Origin of the sequence: Streptomyces sp. E2N166, assembly GCF_003671715.1 — a bacterium.
Taxonomy (GTDB): Bacteria; Actinomycetota; Actinomycetes; order Streptomycetales; family Streptomycetaceae; genus Streptomyces; species Streptomyces thinghirensis.
Genome location: NZ_RAIF01000006.1, coordinates 461,868 through 480,485 on the forward strand (window position 1 = coordinate 461,868; position 18,618 = coordinate 480,485).

Annotated in this window: 17 protein-coding genes and 1 pseudogene; 12 read left to right on the top strand and 6 right to left on the bottom strand. The window is 71.9% G+C overall.

The features are described 5' to 3' along the window. Positions 1-723 (top strand): annotated as a pseudogene (locus EBH09_RS02415) (peptidoglycan bridge formation glycyltransferase FemA/FemB family protein); the annotation flags it as partial. A gap of 56 nt (positions 724-779) precedes the next feature. Here the strand turns inward: EBH09_RS02415 and EBH09_RS02420 are convergent. After that, the gene (locus tag EBH09_RS02420; protein ID WP_121745373.1) at positions 780-1,520 is read right to left on the bottom strand and encodes a class I SAM-dependent methyltransferase; all 741 of its coding nucleotides are present in this window, start codon (positions 1,518-1,520) and stop codon (positions 780-782) included. Positions 1,521-1,736: 216 nt separating this feature from the next. Between EBH09_RS02420 and EBH09_RS02425 the strand changes: the two genes are divergently transcribed. Continuing rightward, positions 1,737-2,435, top strand: a complete 699-nt coding sequence (locus tag EBH09_RS02425; protein WP_121745374.1) for a type 1 glutamine amidotransferase — start codon at positions 1,737-1,739, stop codon at positions 2,433-2,435. Positions 2,436-2,481: 46 nt separating this feature from the next. On the opposite strand, the gene EBH09_RS02430 is transcribed toward EBH09_RS02425, so the two are convergent. Together EBH09_RS02430 and EBH09_RS02435 are read right to left on the bottom strand one after the other, a co-directional pair. Next, on the bottom strand, positions 2,482-3,657 hold the full coding sequence (locus EBH09_RS02430) for a GDSL-type esterase/lipase family protein (RefSeq protein ID WP_121745375.1): 1,176 nt from the start codon (positions 3,655-3,657) through the stop codon (positions 2,482-2,484). 47 nt (positions 3,658-3,704) lie between these two features. After that, positions 3,705-4,274: a TetR-like C-terminal domain-containing protein gene (locus EBH09_RS02435; RefSeq protein WP_121745376.1), complete on the bottom strand. Its 570-nt coding sequence runs from the start codon at positions 4,272-4,274 to the stop codon at positions 3,705-3,707. A 71-nt stretch (positions 4,275-4,345) separates the two neighbouring features. Between EBH09_RS02435 and EBH09_RS02440 the strand changes: the two genes are divergently transcribed. The 9 genes from EBH09_RS02440 (at position 4,346) to EBH09_RS02480 (ending at position 12,430) form a co-directional block, all read left to right on the top strand. Beyond that, positions 4,346-4,837, top strand: coding sequence for an FBP domain-containing protein (locus EBH09_RS02440; protein ID WP_121746190.1), 492 nt, complete (start codon positions 4,346-4,348; stop codon positions 4,835-4,837). Between the two features lie 95 nt (positions 4,838-4,932). Beyond that, the gene (locus EBH09_RS02445; protein WP_238697157.1) at positions 4,933-5,361 is read left to right on the top strand and encodes a GNAT family protein; all 429 of its coding nucleotides are present in this window, start codon (positions 4,933-4,935) and stop codon (positions 5,359-5,361) included. Positions 5,362-5,586: 225 nt separating this feature from the next. Further along, complete coding sequence (locus tag EBH09_RS02450) at positions 5,587-6,159, top strand: DUF488 domain-containing protein (RefSeq protein ID WP_121745377.1); 573 nt, start codon at positions 5,587-5,589, stop codon at positions 6,157-6,159. A gap of 22 nt (positions 6,160-6,181) precedes the next feature. Next, positions 6,182-7,126 (top strand): hypothetical protein, encoded by a 945-nt coding sequence (locus EBH09_RS02455; protein ID WP_121745378.1) that lies wholly within the window; start codon positions 6,182-6,184, stop codon positions 7,124-7,126. A gap of 168 nt (positions 7,127-7,294) precedes the next feature. Then, complete coding sequence (locus tag EBH09_RS02460) at positions 7,295-7,555, top strand: hypothetical protein (protein WP_121746191.1); 261 nt, start codon at positions 7,295-7,297, stop codon at positions 7,553-7,555. 266 nt (positions 7,556-7,821) lie between these two features. After that, complete coding sequence (locus EBH09_RS02465; protein WP_121745379.1) at positions 7,822-8,595, top strand: hypothetical protein; 774 nt, start codon at positions 7,822-7,824, stop codon at positions 8,593-8,595. Between the two features lie 93 nt (positions 8,596-8,688). Continuing rightward, positions 8,689-9,552: a DMT family transporter gene (locus EBH09_RS02470; protein WP_121745380.1), complete on the top strand. Its 864-nt coding sequence runs from the start codon at positions 8,689-8,691 to the stop codon at positions 9,550-9,552. A 99-nt stretch (positions 9,553-9,651) separates the two neighbouring features. After that, on the top strand, positions 9,652-11,106 hold the full coding sequence (locus EBH09_RS02475) for a basic amino acid/polyamine antiporter (protein ID WP_121745381.1): 1,455 nt from the start codon (positions 9,652-9,654) through the stop codon (positions 11,104-11,106). Positions 11,107-11,191: 85 nt separating this feature from the next. Continuing rightward, entirely contained in the window at positions 11,192-12,430 is a 1,239-nt protein-coding gene (locus EBH09_RS02480; protein ID WP_193776162.1) for an arginine deiminase, read from the top strand. 45 nt (positions 12,431-12,475) lie between these two features. On the opposite strand, the gene EBH09_RS02485 is transcribed toward EBH09_RS02480, so the two are convergent. Next, positions 12,476-12,751, bottom strand: a complete 276-nt coding sequence (locus tag EBH09_RS02485) for a hypothetical protein (RefSeq protein WP_121746192.1) — start codon at positions 12,749-12,751, stop codon at positions 12,476-12,478. A gap of 380 nt (positions 12,752-13,131) precedes the next feature. Here EBH09_RS02485 and EBH09_RS02490 point away from each other — a divergent pair, with 380 nt between their 5' ends. Next, positions 13,132-13,590 carry a hypothetical protein gene (locus EBH09_RS02490; protein ID WP_121745383.1) on the top strand — a complete coding sequence of 153 codons (459 nt, stop codon included), beginning with the start codon at positions 13,132-13,134 and terminating at the stop codon, positions 13,588-13,590. A gap of 13 nt (positions 13,591-13,603) precedes the next feature. On the opposite strand, the gene EBH09_RS02495 is transcribed toward EBH09_RS02490, so the two are convergent. Continuing rightward, positions 13,604-15,988, bottom strand: coding sequence for a glycosyl hydrolase family 65 protein (locus EBH09_RS02495; protein ID WP_121745384.1), 2,385 nt, complete (start codon positions 15,986-15,988; stop codon positions 13,604-13,606). Beyond that, positions 15,985-18,375 (bottom strand): phosphoketolase family protein, encoded by a 2,391-nt coding sequence (locus EBH09_RS02500; RefSeq protein WP_121745385.1) that lies wholly within the window; start codon positions 18,373-18,375, stop codon positions 15,985-15,987. Before EBH09_RS02500 ends, EBH09_RS02495 begins: the two co-directional genes overlap by 4 nt. Between the last annotated feature and the right edge of the window lie 243 nt (positions 18,376-18,618).

The window sequence follows — 18,618 nt, forward strand, 5'->3', positions numbered from 1 at the left end:
GGGGACGTGGAGGCCACCGTGCGCGAGCCCGGGGCCGACGGCGTCGCCGAGCGGCTGCGCCGGACGGGGTGGCGGCAGACCGCGCCGGGCGGCGAGGACGGCTTCGCCGCCGGCCAGCCGCGCTACGTGTGCCAGGTACCGCTGGCCGGGCGGTCACTGGAACAGATCCAGAACGGCTTCAACCAGCAGTGGCGCCGCAACATCAAGAAGTCCGAGAAGGCCGGCGTCAAAGTCGTCCGGGCTGACCAGGAGGACCTCCCGGCCTTCTACGAGCTCTACGTCGAGACCGCCGAACGGGACCGGTTCGTCCCGCGCCCCCTCGCCTACTTCCAGCGCATGTGGACCGCGCTGACGGCCGAGGACCCGGACCGCATGCGCCTCTACCTCGCCCATCACGACGGCGAGGTGCTCGCCGGTGCCACGATGCTGACCGTCGGCGAGCACGTCTGGTACTCCTACGGCGCTTCCACGAGCCGCCGGCGCGAGGTGCAGCCCAACAACGCGCTCCAGTGGCGGATGATGTGCGACGCCCATGAACTCGGCGCGGCGGTCTACGACTTCCGCGGCATCACCGACACCCTTGACGAGGACGACCACCTGCTGGGGCTGCTGCGGTTCAAGGTCGGAGCGGGCGGTGAGGCCGTGGAGTACCTCGGCGAGTGGGACTACCCGCTCAACAAGCTGCTGCACAAGGCCCTGGGCCTGTACCTGGCGCGGCGCTGAGCCGTTCCGGACCGGCCAGGACCATACCGGACCGGAGCGGCCCGGACCCCGGCCGGTCAGTCGGCGGGCTTCTCCCAGACCGACACGTGGCCGCCGCTCTCGTGGGTGAACGGCTTCCGGGTCCATCCCTCCCACCGGTCGCGCAGCCGCAGTCCGGCGAGCCGGGCCATCAGGTCGAGTTCGGAGGGCCACACGTACCGGAAGGGGTAGTACTCGTACTCGGGGCGTCCGTCCACGAGGGTGACGTAGTGCGAACTCATCGCCTGGGTGGCGGTGTCGTAGGTGTCGAACGCCCACCCGGCCGGGCCGATGCGGAACGGCACGGCGGTCTGTCCCGGGGGCAGCCGGCGCAGCTCCGGCACGCCCACCTCGATGACGAAGCAGCCGCCGGGTTCCAGATGGTCGGCGGCGTTGCGGAAGCAGTCGACCTGGGCGTCCTGCGTCGTCAGGTTGTTGATGGTGTTGAAGACGAGGTAGGCGACCGTGAAGGTGCCCGGCACCCGGGTCGTCGCGAAGTCGCCGATGGTCACCCCGACGGCGTCGCCGCCCGGCTTGGCACTCAGCCGGGAGGTCATGGCCCGGGACATGTCGATACCGTGCACCGGGACTCCGCGCCCCGCCAGGGGCAGTGCGATCCGGCCGGTGCCGACGCCGAACTCGAGTGCCCGGCCGGTGCCCGCCAGTTCGGTCAGCAGGTCGACGGCGGGATCCACCGCCTCGGGTGTGAACCGGTCCGCCGCCGACTCGTCGTAGTGCGCCGCGACGCTTTCCCCGAAGTAGCCGTCCTCATCAGACATGCGAGCGACCGTACCGCTCGTCAGGCCGCCGACGCCCGTGCTTTTCCGCCGCTGGTCAGGACCTCGTACAGCAGCGAGGGTGCCGGTGTCGTCGGCCGTCCTCGACGGCGACCCGACGCATCGCGCCGCGAGTCCGTGGTCCGGCCGGAGGGTTGCGGCCCTCCCCGTCCTGGGCAGTGGGACGGTGTCCGAGCGGTGTGAAGCGGGGAGTGGGCGATGTCGCGGCTGCTGGTGGTGCAGAACGGTCCGGACGGCGGGCCGGGCCGGTTCGGTGACTGGCTGACCTCGGACGGGCCGGCACTGGACGTGGTCCACGCGTACGCCGGTGCGCCGCTCCCCCGGCGCCTGGCGCACGAGGGCGTCATGGTGCTCGGTGGCGGCTATCTGCCCGACGACGACGTCCGCGCGCCCTGGCTCGCGCCCACCCGGGCGCTGGTCGCCGAGGCGGTGGAGCGAGGCGCCCCCGTGTTCGGGATCTGCCTCGGCGGACAGCTCCTCGCCCATGTCGCGGGAGGAACGGTCCGGGCCGACCACGGCGAACCGGAGTTCGGCAGCACGCCGCTCACCCTACGGGCGGAGGCCGGGAGCGATCCGCTCTTCCGGGATCTGCCGGAGCGGGTGACGGCGGTCGAGCACCATGTGGACGCCGTCACCGCCCTGCCGCCGGGCGCCGCCTGGCTGATGGAGAGCGAGCGGTGCCCGTACCAGGCGTTCCGGGTCGGCGACCGGGCGTGGGGGGTGCAGTTCCACCCCGAGGCGGGCGCGGACCGGGCCCGGTCGTGGGCTCCGGAGCGGATACGGGCCAAGGGCCTGGACCCGGCGGAACTCTCCCGTCAAGCGGAACGCGACGAGACCGCGGCCGAGGTGGTCTGGCGCGAGGTCGCCCGGCGCTTCGCCGCGGTCGTCGGCACATGAGCGGCCGGGAGCGTCGGAGGGCCGGGAGGCACACCAGGGTTGTGGGTCAGCCCGTGAAGGCGCCGCGGTCGGTGAAGACCAGCTTGGCGAAGCGTTCGCCGATGCGGCGGTGGGTGGCCGCGTCCGGGTGGAGGTCGTCGGGCAGGGGCAGTTCGGCGGAGTCGGCCTCGCCGTAGAGGTCACGGCCGTCGAGGTAGTGCAGGTTCGGGTCGTCGGCCGCCCGCTGCCCGACGATACGGGCCAGCTCGTCCCGGACGACGTTCAGGGTCAGTTTGCCGCTCGCGCGTTCCGCCGGGTCGCCCATGGCCGTGAAGCGCAGTCGCCCCTCGGGGAGACGGGAGAAGTCGGGCGCGCTGGGGCCGGGGGTGTCCTCGTGGATGGGGCACAGGATGGGCGAGACGACCAGCAGCGGGGTGGTGGGGTGGCCGTCGCGGACGGTGTCCAGGAAGCCGTGGACGGCGGGGCCGAAGGCACGCAGGCGCATGAGGTCCGCGTTGACGACGTTGATGCCGATCTTGAGGCTGATCAGGTCGGCGGGGGTGTCGCGCAAGGCCTGCGCGGTGAAGGGGTCGAGCAGGGCGCTGCCGGCCAGGCCCAGATTGACGAGTTCGACGCCGCCGAGGGAGGCCGCGAGCGCGGGCCAGGTGGTGGTGGGGCTCGCGGCGTCGGAGCCGTGGCTGATCGAGCTGCCGTGGTGCAGCCAGACCCTGCGGCCCGGGTCCGGGGCGGGCTCGACGGGGGCGTTCGTCCGCAGGGCGACGAGTTCGGTGGTCTCGTTGTGCGGCAGCCAGATCTCGATGTCCTTGCCGCCCTCGGGCAGGCCCGCGAAGCGGAGGGTGCCGACGGGGCCGGGTTCGACGCCCGTCGTGCCGGTGGTCATGTCGATGGTCAGGGTGTTGCCGCCCGCGACACTGCCCCGGCCCGCCGGGCGGCCGTCGACGAGCAGCTCGTACACGCCGTCCGGGCGCGGCGGTACGCCGGCGTAGACCCGCTTGGTGGGCAGGGTGTCCAGTTCGAGGGCGGTGGCCCGGGTGCGCAGGGCCAGGCGTACGCCGGAGGGCTGGGACTCGGCCATGGCCAGCTGTCCGTCGGTGTTCCGGGCGCGGGCCCGGGCAGGCAGCCGGTGCGGCAGCAGGCCCTGCTCGGTGCGCTCGAGGTCGAGGGCACCACGCAGGAGGTCCATGGTGATCGGCGTGGTGATCCAGTCGTCCGTGGTGTGCATGTCGTCTCCGGCTGTGGGGGTGGGTTCGGCCGCGGGGGCGGAGTGGTTCAGGCCGCGGGCCAGTTGCGCAGCAGGGCGTCGAGGGCGTCCACGACCCGCGTCCACGTCTCCTGGGTGTCCGGGGCGCTGTGGCTGAAGCCGCCGCCCATCTCCAGACTGACGTAGCCGTGGAAGACGCTGCCCAGGAGTCGGACGGCGTGGGTCTGGTCGGGTTCCGCCAGGTCGTAGCCGCGCAGGATGGCCCGGGTCATCTGTGCGTGGCGGACGCCCGCGCTGGCCGCCGCCGTCTCCGGGTCGAGCCGCAGCTGGGCCGCGGCGTACCGGCCGGGGTGTTCCCGGGCGTAGTCGCGGTAGACGTTCGCGAAGGCGGCGAGGGCGTCCTTGCCGGCCCGGCCGGCCAGCGCCGTGGCGCCCCGGTCGGCGAGTTCGGCGAGGGCCAGCAGGGCGATCCGGGTCTTGAGATCGTGGGAGTTCCTCACGTGCGAGTACAGACTCGCGACCTTGACGTCGAAGTGTCTGGCCAGCGCGGAAACCGTCACCTCGTCGAAGCCGACCTCGTCGGCCAGTTCCGCGCCCGCCCGGACCAGGCGTTCCGTGGTCAGCCCCACCCGCACCATAGTCATCCTTCCGTCGGCCTGAACTCATTATGCAGTTGCCTAAAGCATTTAGGCAAATTAGCCTCATGTGCATGAAACCGTTGACCGACAAAGAGATCCGTTCCGCCTTCGTGAACTGCACCAAGGGCGCGGCCAAGCGCCTGTCCATACCCCACGACCTGGCCGACCGCCCGTGGGGCGACCTGGACTACTTCGGCTGGCGGGATCTCCAGGCGCCGGACCGCGCCTACCTGGTGACCGAAGTGGGCGGCCGTCCGACGGCACTCGCGCTGCGCTCCTCCGGCGCCGCCTCCGGGCAGGCGCGCCGCAGCATGTGCTCGATGTGCCTGACCACCCACTCCGGCGGCGTCTCCCTGATGGTCGCGCCGAAGGCGGGCAAGGCCGGGCAGCAGGGCAACTCGGTGGGCGCCTACATATGCAGCGACCTGGCCTGTTCGCTGTATGTGCGGGGCAAGCGGGAGGCGGGCGCCGGCGCGCGACTGCACGAAACGATCACGCAGGAGGAGAAGATCCGCCGGACCGTGGCGAACCTCGCGGCATTCGTCGACAAGGTGATCGCCTGACGGGCGTTCCGCGCCCCCCGGGACCCGGTAATGATCAAAGGCAGGTTGACGAGGTCGCGCGCGCTGCGTGCGGAGGACGCGGCGCGTCATCTCCGGTGGCGCAACGATCCCCTGGCGCGCTGGGCGACTGCCGGCGACCCCTGTTTCGACCCCGTGACGGCGAAGGCGATCACGCTCGCCTTCGACACCATGCCGCGGCTCAGCCCGAGGGAGTCGGCCGTGTTCACGGTAGAGGACACGGCCGGCGGCGGGGTGATCGGCATGGCCGACTACCGCGACCTGGACCCGTACGCCGGGGTGGCCACCCTGGGTATCACCATCGGCGAGAGGGAGTCTGGGGGCGCGGCCACGGGTCGGAGGCGCTGCGGCTGCTAGTGGACCACCTGTTCGGCGCGTACGGTCTCAACCGGCTGGAGCTGGACACCTGGAGCGGCAACGAGCGTGCCGTGCGTTCCTTCACGAAGCCGGGCTTCCGCGAGGAGGGCCGGCTGCGCTCCGCCGTCCTGATGGAGGGGCGGCGCTAGGACCGGGTGCCGTTCGGCATCCTGCGCGAGGAGTGGTCGCGGGCCGGGAGCCTCGGCGACCAGGTTCCTTGGGCGGAGGGAGCCCGGACGGTGCCGGGACCGTCCGAATGCGGGGACCGTCCAAATCGGCCGTCGCCCGCACGAGGCCCGTCCCCGGGTCGCGGGGCGGTCCGCGTGGCCGTACACAGGAGGCATGAGCGCAGGCAGCGAGGGGACTCCGACGACATGCCCCAGCCTCACCTGGTCACGTTCGGGCACGGCACCGCGGGCCGCGCCGCGCTTGCCGAACTGCTGCGTGGTGCCGGCGTCGCCGCCGTGGTCGACGTCAGGACGGCGCCCGGCAGCCGCCGCGACCCCGACCTGCTGCGGGACCGGCTCGCCGGGTGGATGCCCGAGGAGGGCCTCGCCTACCGGTGGGAGCAGCGCCTGGGCGGCTTCCGCAAGCCGGTGCCGGACTCGCCCGACGTCGTCTGGCGCAACACCTCGTTCCGCGGGTACGCCGGCCACACCCGCACGCCGGAGTTCGTCGCCGCCATGGACGAGCTACTGGAGCAGGCGGCGCGGGAACGCACCGCGGTCATGTGCGGCGAAGCGGTGTGGTGGCGGTGCCACCGGCGCGTCATCGCCGACTTCGCCGTCCTGGCCCGCCGAACGCCCGTGGACCACCTCATGCACGACGGCCGCCTGACGGCCCACTCCCCCACCCCTGGCGCACGACTGCGGACGGACGGCCTCCTCGTCTACGACGACGAGGAGGCCGCGGCGAAGCCGGCCGCGTCGAGGTCGGGACGGTCGTAGCGGCGAGGCGGAGGCAGCGGACATGCAGCACAAGGGCGGGCGCCGTCGGGAGAACGGCGATCACGACGTCGAGCCGGTCGAGGCGGTCCTCGACCAGCTCTACGCGACGCCGCCGTCCGAATTCGTCGCCCGTCGTGAGGAACACGCCGCGGCCGCCAGAACGGCCGGCCGCAAGGAGGACGCCCGACGCATCCACGCCGCCCGTCGGCCCACGCTGGCGGCCTGGGCGGCGAACCTGCTGAGGCGCTCCCGACCGGAGGAGAGCCGGCGGTTCCTGGAGTTGGGGCAGGCGCTGCGCGAGGCACACCGCACCCTGGACGCGACCGGCCTCAAGGAGCTCTCCGCGCAGCGTCGGCACATCGTCTCCGCCCTGTCCCGGCAGGCCGCCCAGCTCTCCCGCGAGGCCGGACACCAACTGTCGCAAGCGGCGCAGCGGGAGGTCGAGTCGACCCTGCGCGCGGTCCTCGCGAACCCGGACGCGGCCGGCCAGTGGGCAGCCGGACGCCTGGAGGCCGCCCTCGCCCCGCCGTCGGAGTTCCCCGCGGGCACCGCGCCGGCCGAACCCGCACCGCGCGAGCGGCCCCGGCCGGACACCCGTCGGCGCGCGCCCGCGGGCCGGTCGCGGGACGAACTCGCCGAGCGGCGCCGCAGACGGCAGGAAGAGCTCGCCCAGGCCGAACAGGCGGCGGAGAAGGCCGGCCGGCGGCTGAGTGACAGACGCGCGGAAGAAGCCGACGCCAAGGCGGCCCTACGGCGGTCCGGCGAGGAACACGAGCGGGCACGCGCGGAGGTGTCCGCCGCGGAGCGACGACTGAGGCAGGCACACGAACAGCTCGACCGGGCCGAGCGGGAGCGGCGCGATGCCGAGGAGCGAAGGCGTACGGCCGCCGACGCGCTCTCCCGGGCCGAGCGGGAGGCACATGAGACCGCGCGCGAGGCTGACCGTTTGGCCGGCCGTGTCAGGTAGTACGGCCCTCCCGATTGAGTACTCGTACTCATGAGGAGTTTCCCCCGCCGGGGGAGGCTTGCCGTACCAGCCACCCAGAGGGAGCCAACCGTGCGCACCACCGGCCGAGTTCACCGCCCGTCGCTCCCGCGCGTCAACCGCGCGACGCGGTCCGCCCCGGGGTTCGCCCTGGTCTGCGTGACCGTCGTCGCGATCCTGACCGGCTGCTCCATGCGGGAGGCGACCTGCGGCGGCGGCGAGTACCCCGTCATGGCCATCGGCAGCACCGGCAGTGCCTGCGTTCCCGACGGCGAGGAGCCGCCCCGGGGTTACACCCGTTACCCCGAGGGCAAGGTCCCCGAGCACGTCGGCGACGAGTGGGACACCTACTGGCAGACTCACACCGTCGACGAGGACGGAAACATCGTCGAGGTGCCCGACGGCGAGTGAGTGCCGGGTGTCGACGCTCCGAACAAGTGCGCGAGGAACTCGCGGCACATACCACGTTGGCGGCCATACGTGGTATACCGGCCCGGCAGCAAACAGGGGAACAACAGGCGCCGTCCGTCCGTACTATCTGTGTGTCAGCACAGCCGGTGGCAGTCTCCAGTTCTCCGCTGCCGGGCGCCGGTCGGACCTGGTTCCCATGTCCCGCGCCTGACGTCCCGCCGTTCCTCACGAGCCTTCACGGCCGCGAATCGAGGAGAGTCAACACCATGTCCGAGAGCACGATGCAGGCCGCCACCCAACTGGCATCGCAGTACAGCGTCCAGGTCACCGACGACCTGGAGCGCAACATCAAGGAGCAGGAACGCATCAGTGCGGAGATCACCGCTCTGCAACAGCAGCTGGCCGCACTGCAGCACGACCACGCCCTGCTGGTGAACATGCAGCAGGCGCTCGGCATCACCGCCCCGCCGGCCCAGCCCGCGACCGCCACGGAGCCCGCCGCCGCGACCGACACGGCCGCGGTCCCCGCCCCCCGGGACAGTGCCGCCACGGAGTCGGCCGCCGGAAAGCGGACGCGGAGCAGGAAGGCCGCCACCACTCCCAAGCGCGCCGCCGCCCCGAAGCCGGGCGCCAAGCCGGCCTCGAAGACCGACACGGCGCCTGCCACCAAGTCGGCCGCCAAGCCGACCGCCAAGTCGTCCACCAAGGCCGCCAAGAAGCCGGCGGCGAAGAAGACGTCGACGCCGGTCGCCGACCGGCCCACGCTGGTCGAGCTGGTGCGCAACCACCTCGCCGAACAGAGTGAGCCGCGCTCCGCCGCCGAGGTCACCACGGCGCTCGGTCAGGCCAACTCCGGACGCACCATCAAGACCACGGTCGTCCGTACCACCCTCGAGGGACTCGTCGCCAAGAACCAGGCCCAGCGTTCGAAGCAGGGCACCTCGGTCTACTACACCGCCACCGAGACGCCGGAGGCGAAGCAGAAGCAGGAGAAGCAGGACGCGGGCGCGGAGAAGCCGTCCGCACAGAGCGACAACTGACGGCGCCCGTGCCCGGCACCGCCCACGGTCGCACCGTCCTCCCCCGTCGCGGCGCGGCGCGCGGTCGGGGGGACACGGGGTGAGGATCGGTGGATGGGTGTTGTACTGCCGGTGCTCTTCGCACTCCTCGCCGCGTTCAGCAACGCGCTGGCCACCGTGCTCCAGCGGCGTGCCGCGCTGAGTGTGCCGCAGACCCAGGGCTTCCGCCCGGGGCTGGTGCTCGACCTGCTACGGCGGCCGGTCTGGATCGGCGGCATGCTGGCCGTCGTCGTCGCCGGTGTGGCGCAGGCGGTGGCTCTGGCGACGGGGCCGCTGTCACTCGTACAGCCGTTGTTCGTGCTGGAGCTTCCCCTGGCCCTGCTGCTGGCCTCGCTGATGACCGGCCGCCACATGAGTCACGTCATGTGGCTCGCCGTCGGCGCGGTGGTCGTCGGGCTCGGTGTCGCGCTGGCGTCGGCCGCGCCGGGCGGCGGCGAGGCCGACGTGCCCCTGGACCGGTGGGTGCCCGCGCTGGTGGCCTGCGCCGTGGCGGCCGTGCTGCTGACCGCGGCCGGTCTGAAGCGCCCCGTCGGCAAGGCCCGCGCCGGTTGCCTCGGTGCGGCCACCGCGGTGTGCTACGCCCTGACGGCCGCTCTGATGAAGGACTCCATGCGCGTCCTGGACACCGACGGCCTGGTCGGCTTCCTGACCACGTGGCAGACGTACGGCTTCGCCGCGGCCGGTGTGGGTGCCGTGCTCCTGCTGGAGCACGCCATGCAGGGCGGCCCCCTCGTCGCCTCCCAGCCCGCCCTCACCCTGGGGGACGCCGCGGTGAGCCTCCTGCTCGGCGTCGTCCTCTACCAGGAGGACGTGCGCGCCGGCTGGTGGGTCGTGCCGCAGTTGATCGGCGTCGCCATGATCGTCATGGGTGTACTGACCCTCGCCCGGCGCGGCATCGACCTGCGCACCGGGCAATGAGCGCGCCATGCTGAGCCGGGTGGCGGAGTTGAACAAGATGCCCGGAGCCACCATGTGATGCACAGTGGTCGCAATCGCTCGGCGACCCAGAGGGACGGCATGTCACAGGCCGCTGCTTCCGACACCGACGGGGAGTCCCCGCCGGCCGCCAAGCTGCCGCTGTTCACCCTGACGGCCATGGTCGTCGGCTCGATGGTGGGCGCCGGGGTGTTCTCGCTGCCGGGGCGGTTCGCCGAGGAGACCGGCGTCGCGGGCGCGCTGATCGCCTGGGCCATCGCCGGCACGGGCATGCTGATGCTGGCCTTCGTCTTCCAGTCGCTCGCCGTACGCAGACCCGACCTCGACGCCGGTGTGTACGCCTACGCCAAGGCCGGCTTCGGTGAGTACCTGGGCTTCTTCGCCGCATTCGGCTACTGGGCCAGCACCTGTGTCGGCAACGTGACGTACTGGGTCCTCATCATGTCGACCATCGGCTCGATCTGGCCGGGCCTCGGCGACGGGGACACCGCCCTCGCGGTCGTCCTGTCCTCGATCGGCCTCTGGGCGTTCTTCTGGATGATCCGACGCGGCGTGAAGGAAGCGACCGCCATCAACAAGGTCGTCACGGTGGCCAAGCTCGTACCCATCGTGATCTTCGTCATCCTGGCCCTGGTGTACTTCCGGCCGAGTGTGTTCGCCGACAACTTCGGCGGCGCGGACTACGCCGGTTCCCTGTTCTCACAGGTGCGCGGCACCATGCTGGCCACCGTGTTCGTCTTCCTCGGCGTGGAGGGCGCCAGCGTCTACTCCCGGCACGCCAAGCGCCGGTCGGACGTGGGCAGGGCGACGGTGCTCGGCTTCCTCAGCGTGTTCGCCGTCTTCGCGTCGGTGACCATCGTGTCGTACGGCATCATGCCGATGGCCGAGATCGCCGAACTGCGCCAGCCGTCCATGGCGGGCGTTCTGGAGGAGGCCGTCGGCACCTGGGGCCGGGTGTTCATCAGTGTCGGCCTGATCGTGTCGGTGCTGGGCGCCTATCTGGCGTGGACGCTGATGGCGGCGGAGGTGCTCTTCGTCGCGGCCAAGGACGACGACATGCCGCGCTTTCTGCGCCGAGCCAACGCCGTCGACGTGCCCGTGCCGGCGCTGCTGATGACCTCGCTGCTCACCCAGGTGGTGCTGATCGCCACCAGTTTCTCGGACGACGCCTTCAACTTCGCGCTCAACCTGACCAGCGCGCTCTCGTTGATCCCGTATCTGCTGGCGGCGGGGTTCGCGGTGCGGATCGGTGCCCGTGCCGACCCGCTCACGGCGGGCGGCCGCACCTCCCGGCGCGAGTTGGTCGTCGGTGTCGTCGCCACGCTGTACACCGCGTTCCTCCTGTACGCGGCCGGCCTGAAGTTCGTGCTGGTCTCCTTCATCCTCTACGCCCCGGCGACCGCCCTGTTCGTGATGGCCCGCCGCGAACAGGGCCGACGGCTGTTCTCGCCCGGGGAACTCGTCGTGCTGGCCGTCTCCGTGGTCGGCGCGGTGCTCGGCATCGTGGCCCTGGCGGCCGGATGGATCAGCCTGTGAGCCGGGTCCCCGTCGTTTTCCCCCTCCCCCCGCCTCGTCCCGCATCCTTCAAGGAGGCCGTGTGAACAGCAACGAGAGCGCCGCTATGCCCGCGCTCGGCGTCCACTCCGAGGTCGGCAGGCTGCGCAAGGTCCTGGTGTGCTCCCCCGGCCTGGCGCACCGGCGGCTCACCCCGACCAACTCCGACGACCTGCTCTTCGACGACGTGATGTGGGTGGAGAACGCCCAGCGCGATCATGCCGCGTTCGTCGGCGAGCTGCGCCGGCGCGGGGTGGAGGTGGTGGAGCTGCACGATCTGCTGGCGCAGATCATGGCGATCCCGGAGGCGAAGACATGGCTCCTGGACCGGAAGATCACCGCCAACCAGGTCGGCGTCGGCCTCATCGACGCGACCCGCGCCTACCTGGAGACCGTGTCCCCCAGGGAACTGGCCGAGTACCTCGTCGGCGGGCTCGCCACCGGCGACCTGCCCGAGGACTTCCGCTCCCCCCACCTCACGCTGGCCCGCGAATCCACCGGTGCGCGCGAGTACCTGATGCCACCCCTGCCCAACACCCTGTACACCCGCGACACGACCTGCTGGCTGTACGGCGGGCTCACCCTCAACCCGCTGTACTGGCCCGCGCGGCACGACGAGACGCTGCTGATGAAGGCGATCTACACGTTCCACCCAGACTTCAGGGGATCGACGGTGTGGTGGGGCGATCCCGAGCTCGACTGGGGCGAGGCCACCTTCGAGGGTGGCGACATCATGCCGGTGGGCAACGGCGTCGTCCTCATGGGCATGAGCGAGCGCACCTCGCGTCAGGCCATCACCCAGGTGGCCGCCGCGCTGTTCCGCAACGGCGCCGCGCGGCACGTCGTGGTCGCCGGGATGCCGAAGCTGCGGTCCGCCATGCACCTGGACACGGTGTTCACCTTCGCCGACCGGGACGTGGTCACCCTCTACCCCCGGATCATGGACGGGGTGCACACCTTCTCCCTGCGTCCCGGCGACCGCGCGCCCGGCTTCGACATCATCGACGAGGGCACCACTCCCTTCGTGGACGTAGTCGCCAAGGCGCTCGGGCTGTCCTCGCTGCGGGTGGTGGAGACGGGCGGCGACGCCTACGCCTCCGAACGCCAGCAGTGGGACAGCGGCAACAACGCCGTCGCCGTCGAGCCCGGCGTGGTGTTCACCTATGACCGCAACACCCTCACCAACGCCCTGCTGCGTGAGGCCCGCATCGAGGTCGTCACCATCGTGGGCGCGGAACTGGGCCGGGGCCGCGGTGGGGGGCACTGCATGACATGCCCGTTGGTACGGGACCCCGTCGACTTCTGAGCGCGAGCCCCGCGGGCGCCGCACATCACCGCACGCCACCGCACCTCACCGGCAGAAACCGTACGCCTGCTCCAGCCACCGGTGCAGTGCCGTGTGCACGCTGCCCGGCAGCTCGCTGAGCTGGGCGATGGCGGCACGGTCCCCGGCGGAGGGCGCGATGCCCGCCGCGGTCAGGATGGCGAGCAGGTCCAGGCGGCGCAGGTCGACGGGGTCGATGCGGCCGGGGACTCGTTCGGCCGGGTTGGGCGGCTGGAGCAGGAAGTCGCCCTGGGCGTCGCGGGAGCGCGAGCGCGCCGGGTCTGGGGCAGCCGGGGCAGTCATCGTGTGCACAGCGCGGTCCTCCACTTGATGGGTCGCCGTTCTTGACGGCATGAGACACCGGGGCGGCGACGGTGGTTGCGGACCGCCCCGAGGACCACACGGTGGATGCAATCGGCGCCTTATCGCACCAACCGGCCCGGCACGGGCGCCGGCCGGCAGGCGTCCCACGTCCCCCGTGGCCGACGGCACGGCCCGCGGTGGGCGGCGGGAAGCGGGTGCCCAGCACCAGGGTGCCCCGTTCGGCGCACCGGAGCAGCGCCCGTGCGGTCTCCCGGCCCGCGTTGCTCCGTACGAGTGGTGGGTTTCCGGACACGGCCGTACGGTCGGTACGGGGAGACGGAGAGCGGAGACAAGCGACGCCGAGACGGCCGGGAGCAGACATGGGCAGGAACCCGATGAGAGCAGCGGTCACGCTCTGTGCCGCCGCCGCGCTCGCAGTACCCCTGGGCACGGCCTCCGCCGCACTGTCGGCGGAACCCGCGGCATCGACACAGCAGACGCGGGACCCCGTGCTGGTCGACTGCTCATGGCAGCCGGAGGTACGGCCCGAGGCGTTCCTGCTGGCCTGCGGTGACGGCAACAGCCGCCTGGTGTCGCTGCACTGGTTCCGGTGGGACGCGAACGCCGCGGTGGGCCGGGGCAGCAACGCCATCAACGACTGCGACCCGTACTGCGCCGCGGGCACGTTCCACTCGTATCCCGTGACCGTCCGCCTCGACCAGCCGCGGGTCTGGGAGAAGGACCCGGGCGAGCGGCACTACACCCGGATGACGCTGACCTACACCGACGGCAGGCCGGACGGAGCCCCTCGTGTCGTGACCTACTCCCTGTGGGCCTGACGGGACGGAGCGGTCAGTCCGGGAGCGCGAGGCGGCAGGTGTCGCCCGGCTGGAGGCGCACCGCGCGGTCCGGCAGCCGGACGTCGAACGGCAGGCTGCTGGACGTCGGCACGGCGATCTCCAGACTGCCGTGCTCCAGCCGGAGCCGTACGCCCCAGTGGCCCTGGTAGCGGATGGAGAACCCGTACGACGACAGCTCCGGCAGCGGCACCGGGTCCAGCCACAGGGCGCCCGCGCGGGTCTCCAGACCGGTCAGGCCGCGCTGGACGAGGTCGAGGGTGCCGGCCATGGCGCCGAGGTGGATGCCCTCGCCGGTGGTGCCGCCCTGGAGGTCGGCGACATCGCCCTTGAGGGCCTCCTGACAGAACGTCCAGGCCTCGGCGCGCCGGGCCCGGGCCAGGATCCAGCCGTGGACGAGCCCGCTGAGGGTGGAGCCGTGGCTGGTGCGGGCCAGGTAGTAGTCGACGGTGCGCTGCCAGGTCGCCTCGTCGAGGCGGCACCCCAGCCGCTCGAAGAGGGAACGGAGTTCGGCCGGTGAGAAGAGGTAGCCCAGCATCAGTACGTCGGCCTGCTTGGACACCTGGTAGTTGTTGACGCTGTCGTCCTCGGCCTCCAGGACGCGGTCGAGGCGCCGGATGTCGCCGTACCGCTCGCGCAGGCCCTCCCAGTCGAGTTCGGCGAGGTCGCCGTACCCGTCGAACTGACTCACGACGCCCTCGTGGAAGGGGACATGGAGGGTGCGGGAGACGTCCTCCCACTGTTCCAGTTCGCCGCCGTCCAGGGCGGTGCGCTCGACGAGTTCCCGGCGGCGGGGCTCGGGCAGGTCCGCCAGGACCTCCAGAGTGCGGGACAGGACCCAGGCGGCGGTGACGTTGGTGTACGCGTTGTCGTCGAGGCCCGGTTCCACGGCACCGGGGTAGGCCTCGTGGTACTCGTCGGGGCCGACGACGCCCCTGATGCGGTGCCTTCCCAGGTGCTCGTCCCAGGTGGCGGAGTCCGCCCAGAAGCGCGCGATCTGCAGCAGCATCTCGGCGCCCTTGGTGTGCAGGAACTCCTCGTCGCCGCTCGCCTCGCAGTACTGCCACACGTTGTAGGCGATCGCCGACCCCACATGGTGCTGGAGGTGCGAGTGGTCCGGCAGCCAGCGGCCCGAGTGCGGGTTGAGGTGGAGCTGCTGGGTCTCCTCGCGTCCGTCGCTGCCGCTCTGCCACGGGTACAGCGCGCCGCGCCTGCCGATCGCCCGGGCCGCGGCGCGGGCCCGTTCCAGGCGGCGGTGCCGGTAGTGGAGCAGGGCCCGGGACACCTCGGGGAAGTGCAGGTTGAGGTAGGGCAGGACGAACAGCTCGTCCCAGAAGACATGTCCCCGGTACGCCTCCCCGTGCAGCCCGCGCGCCGGTACGCCCACGTCGAGGTCGGCGGTGTGCGGGGAGAGGGTCTGCAGCACGTGGAAGAGGTGCAGCCGCAGGATGCTGCCCGCCTCGCCGGGTACGTCGAGTTCGGCGCGGCGCCACAGCTGGCCCCAGGCCGTCCGGTGCGACACCAGCAGTTCGTCGAAACCGGGGGCGTCGGCCACCCGGTCGACGGCGGCCTGCAGCGGGTCGCTGATCGCCGGGTCGCGTGAGGTGTGCAGGGCCACGACCTTGTCGACGGTGACGGTGCGGCCCGGCTGCGCACGCACGGTCGTGCGCTGGGTGACCCGCAGGTGTTCCCGAGCCGGGCTGACGGGCGCGTCGGCCGTCGTACGGGCCGCCATGCCGACCCGGATGTCCGAGGTGCGGGTGCGGCAGCGCAGCCATACCGTGCCGTCGTCGGCGCTGCCGGTGTGCACGTGGGTCAGGTGACGGCCCTCCAGGTCCCGGTAGCGCGGCACCCCGGAGTTGGTGACGCCGCCGTCGAGGGCCGCCTCCACGTCGAGGTCCGCCGTACCCGCGTCGACCGTGAACTCCGTGCGCATCGCGGCGAGGTGGGGGTCGGCCATGTGCACCAGACGCAGCTGGCGCACGGACAGCGCGCGTCCCTGCCCGATCCCGAAACGGGTACGGCGCTCCAGTACTCCCGAGTCCAGGTGCACGGTCTGGCGGTGGTCGAGCACGTCGGCGGTGTCCGGAGTGAGCCAGTCCCCGCCGGCGACCCGGAAGCGCAGTGGCAGCCAGTTCGGGAGGTTGACCATGTCCTCGTTGTCCACTTGCCCCACCTCTCGTCCGGCGACGGTGGAGGTGAGCCGGTTGTAGCAGCCGGCCACGTAGGTGCCCGGGTAGTGCACGTCGTCCGCGACGCACTCGGGCAGCGCTCCGCGGGTGGCGAAGTAGCCGTTGCCGAGTGTGCACAGCGACTCGCGCAGCCGCTCCTCAGCGGGGTCGTAGTGATCGTAGTCCCAGGTCGTGGGTGTCGCCGTCACCGCGAGCCCGCCCAGGACCAGTCGGCGACCTCGGGCAGGTCCACTCCGTGTTCGCGGATCCAGTCGTGGTGGCGCAGCCTGGTGTCCTCCATGCGCTGCCGTACGGCCGCCGCGCGCACGGCGAGGCCGGGCACGCGGTCGATGACGTCCATGACCAGGCGGTAGCGGTCCATGTCGTTGCCGACCACCATGTCGAAGGGTGTGGTCGTGGTTCCGATCTCCTTGTAGCCGCGCACGTGCAGATGTGCGTGGCCGGTGCGCCGGTAGGAGAGGCGGTGGATCAGCCAGGGGTAGCCGTGGTACGCGAAGATGACCGGCTTGTCGGCGGTGAACAGACCGTCGTACTCGAAGTCGCTCATGCCGTGCGGGTGTTCCCCGCTGGGCAGCAGCCGGGCGAGGTCGACGACGTTGACCACGCGTACGGCGAGGTCGGGCAGGTGGCGGCGGATCAGCTGGGCGGCGGCCAGTACCTCCTGGGTCGGGACGTCGCCCGCGCAGGCGAGCACCACGTCGGGGTCGCGGCTGCCGTCCTCGGTGCCGGCCCAGTCCCAGATGCCGGCGCCCCGGGCGCAGTGCACCTTCGCCTGTTCCATGGACAGCCAGTCGAAGCAGGGCTGCTTGCCGGCGACGATGACGTTGACGTAGTCGCGGCTGCGCAGGGCGTGGTCGGCGACGGAGATCAGGGTGTTGGCGTCCGGCGGCAGGTAGACCCGCACGGCCTCGGGGCTCTTGTTGAGGATGTGGTCGACGAAGCCGGGATCCTGGTGGGAGAAGCCGTTGTGGTCCTGGCGCCACACATGGGAGGTGAGCAGGTAGTTGAGGGAGGCGATGGGGGCGCGCCAGGGCAGGCGGCGGGTCACGCGCAGCCACTTGACGTGCTGGTTGACCATCGAGTCGACGATGTGGACGAACGCCTCGTAGCAGGAGAAGAGTCCGTGCCGGCCGGTGAGGAGATAGCCCTCCAGCCAACCCTGGCAGGTGTGTTCGGAGAGGATCTCCATCACGCGGCCGTGCCGGTCGAGGTCCTCGTCGACGGGCAGCGTCCGTTCCTGCCATGCCTTGCCGCTGGCGGCGTAGACGGCCTGGAGGCGGTTGGAGGCGGTCTCGTCGGGGCCGACGAGGCGGAAGTCGCGCCGGCCGGCGGTGGCGGCCATGACGTCCGCCAGCAGGTCGCCCAGGACCCGGGTGGGTTCGTGCGTGCTCGCGCCGGGTTCGTCGACGGGGACGGCGTACTTCTCCAGTGGCGGCAGGGGCAGCTCACGCAGCAGGAGTCCGCCGTTGGCGAAGGGGGTGGCGCCCAGTCGGCGTGCCCCCTGCGGGACGGTGGCGAGGACCGCGGACCGCGGTGCCCCGGCGTCGTCGAACAGTTCCTCGGGCCGGTAGGAGCGCAGCCACTGCTCCAGCTGCGCGAGGTGCTCCGGATTGGTCCGTACGGCGGACAGCGGCACCTGGTGGGAGCGCCAGGTGTTCTCCACGGGCAGGCCGTCGACCTCGGCCGGGCCGGTCCAGCCCTTGGGGGTGCGCAGTACGATCACCGGCCAGCGGGGACGGTCGCCGGCGCCGTCCTCGCGGGCGGCGCGCTGGATGGCGGCGATGCGGTCCAGGGCGGTGTCCATGGCGTGGGCCATCGTGCGGTGGACGGCGGCCGGTTCGTCGCCGGTGACGTGGATCGGGTCGTGTCCGTAGCCGCGCAGGAGTTCGTCGAGTTCGGCCTCGGGGAGGCGGGCGAGCACCGTCGGGTTGGCGATCTTGTAGCCGTTGAGGTGCAGGATCGGCAGTACGGCGCCGTCGTTGACGGGATCGAGGAACTTGTTGGAGTGCCAGGAGGCCGCCAGCGGGCCGGTCTCCGCCTCGCCGTCGCCGATCACGCAGGCGACCACCAGGCCGGGGTGGTCGAAGGCGGCGCCGTAGGCGTGCGAGAGCGAGTAGCCGAGCTCGCCGCCCTCGTGGATCGAGCCCGGCGTCTCGGGTGCGACATGGCTCGGCACGCCGCCGGGGAACGAGAACTGCTTGAACAGCCGGCCCATTCCGCTCGCGTCCCGGGTGATGTCCGGGTAGGTCTCGGTGTACGAGCCCTCCAGCCACGAGTTGGCCAGGACGGCGGGCCCGCCGTGGCCGGGGCCCCAGACGCACAGGGCGTCGAGGTCCCGGGCCTTGATCACCCGGTTGAGGTGGGTGTGGACCAGGTTGAGACCGGGTGAGGTGCCCCAGTGGCCGAGCAGCCGGGGCTTGACGTGTTCGGGGCGCAGTGGCTCGGTCAGCAGGGGATTGCCCATCAGATAGATCTGGCCGACGGAGAGGTAGTTCGCGGCGCGCCAGTGGGCGTCCAGACCGGCGATCTCCTCGTCCGTGAGCCCGGAGGGCGCCTGCTGCGTGTCGGCGGACATCGGTGGTCCTTTCCGTGTCGGGACAGCGGTCGGGCCGGATGGGCACGGTCGTCCCGTGCCCATCCCAACCCTGCGCAGACCGGTCGGGTACCCGACAGGGCCGTTCGGGTCACGTCGGTTTCCGAACGGGGGCCGGGCCGGCCCCGTACCGGGAGGTGGTGCGTGACACGAGCAGCACGGCCGTCACCGGCGCCGACCCCGGTGCCGACCGTGCCGATGCACCGTGTACCCCAACTTCTGTGC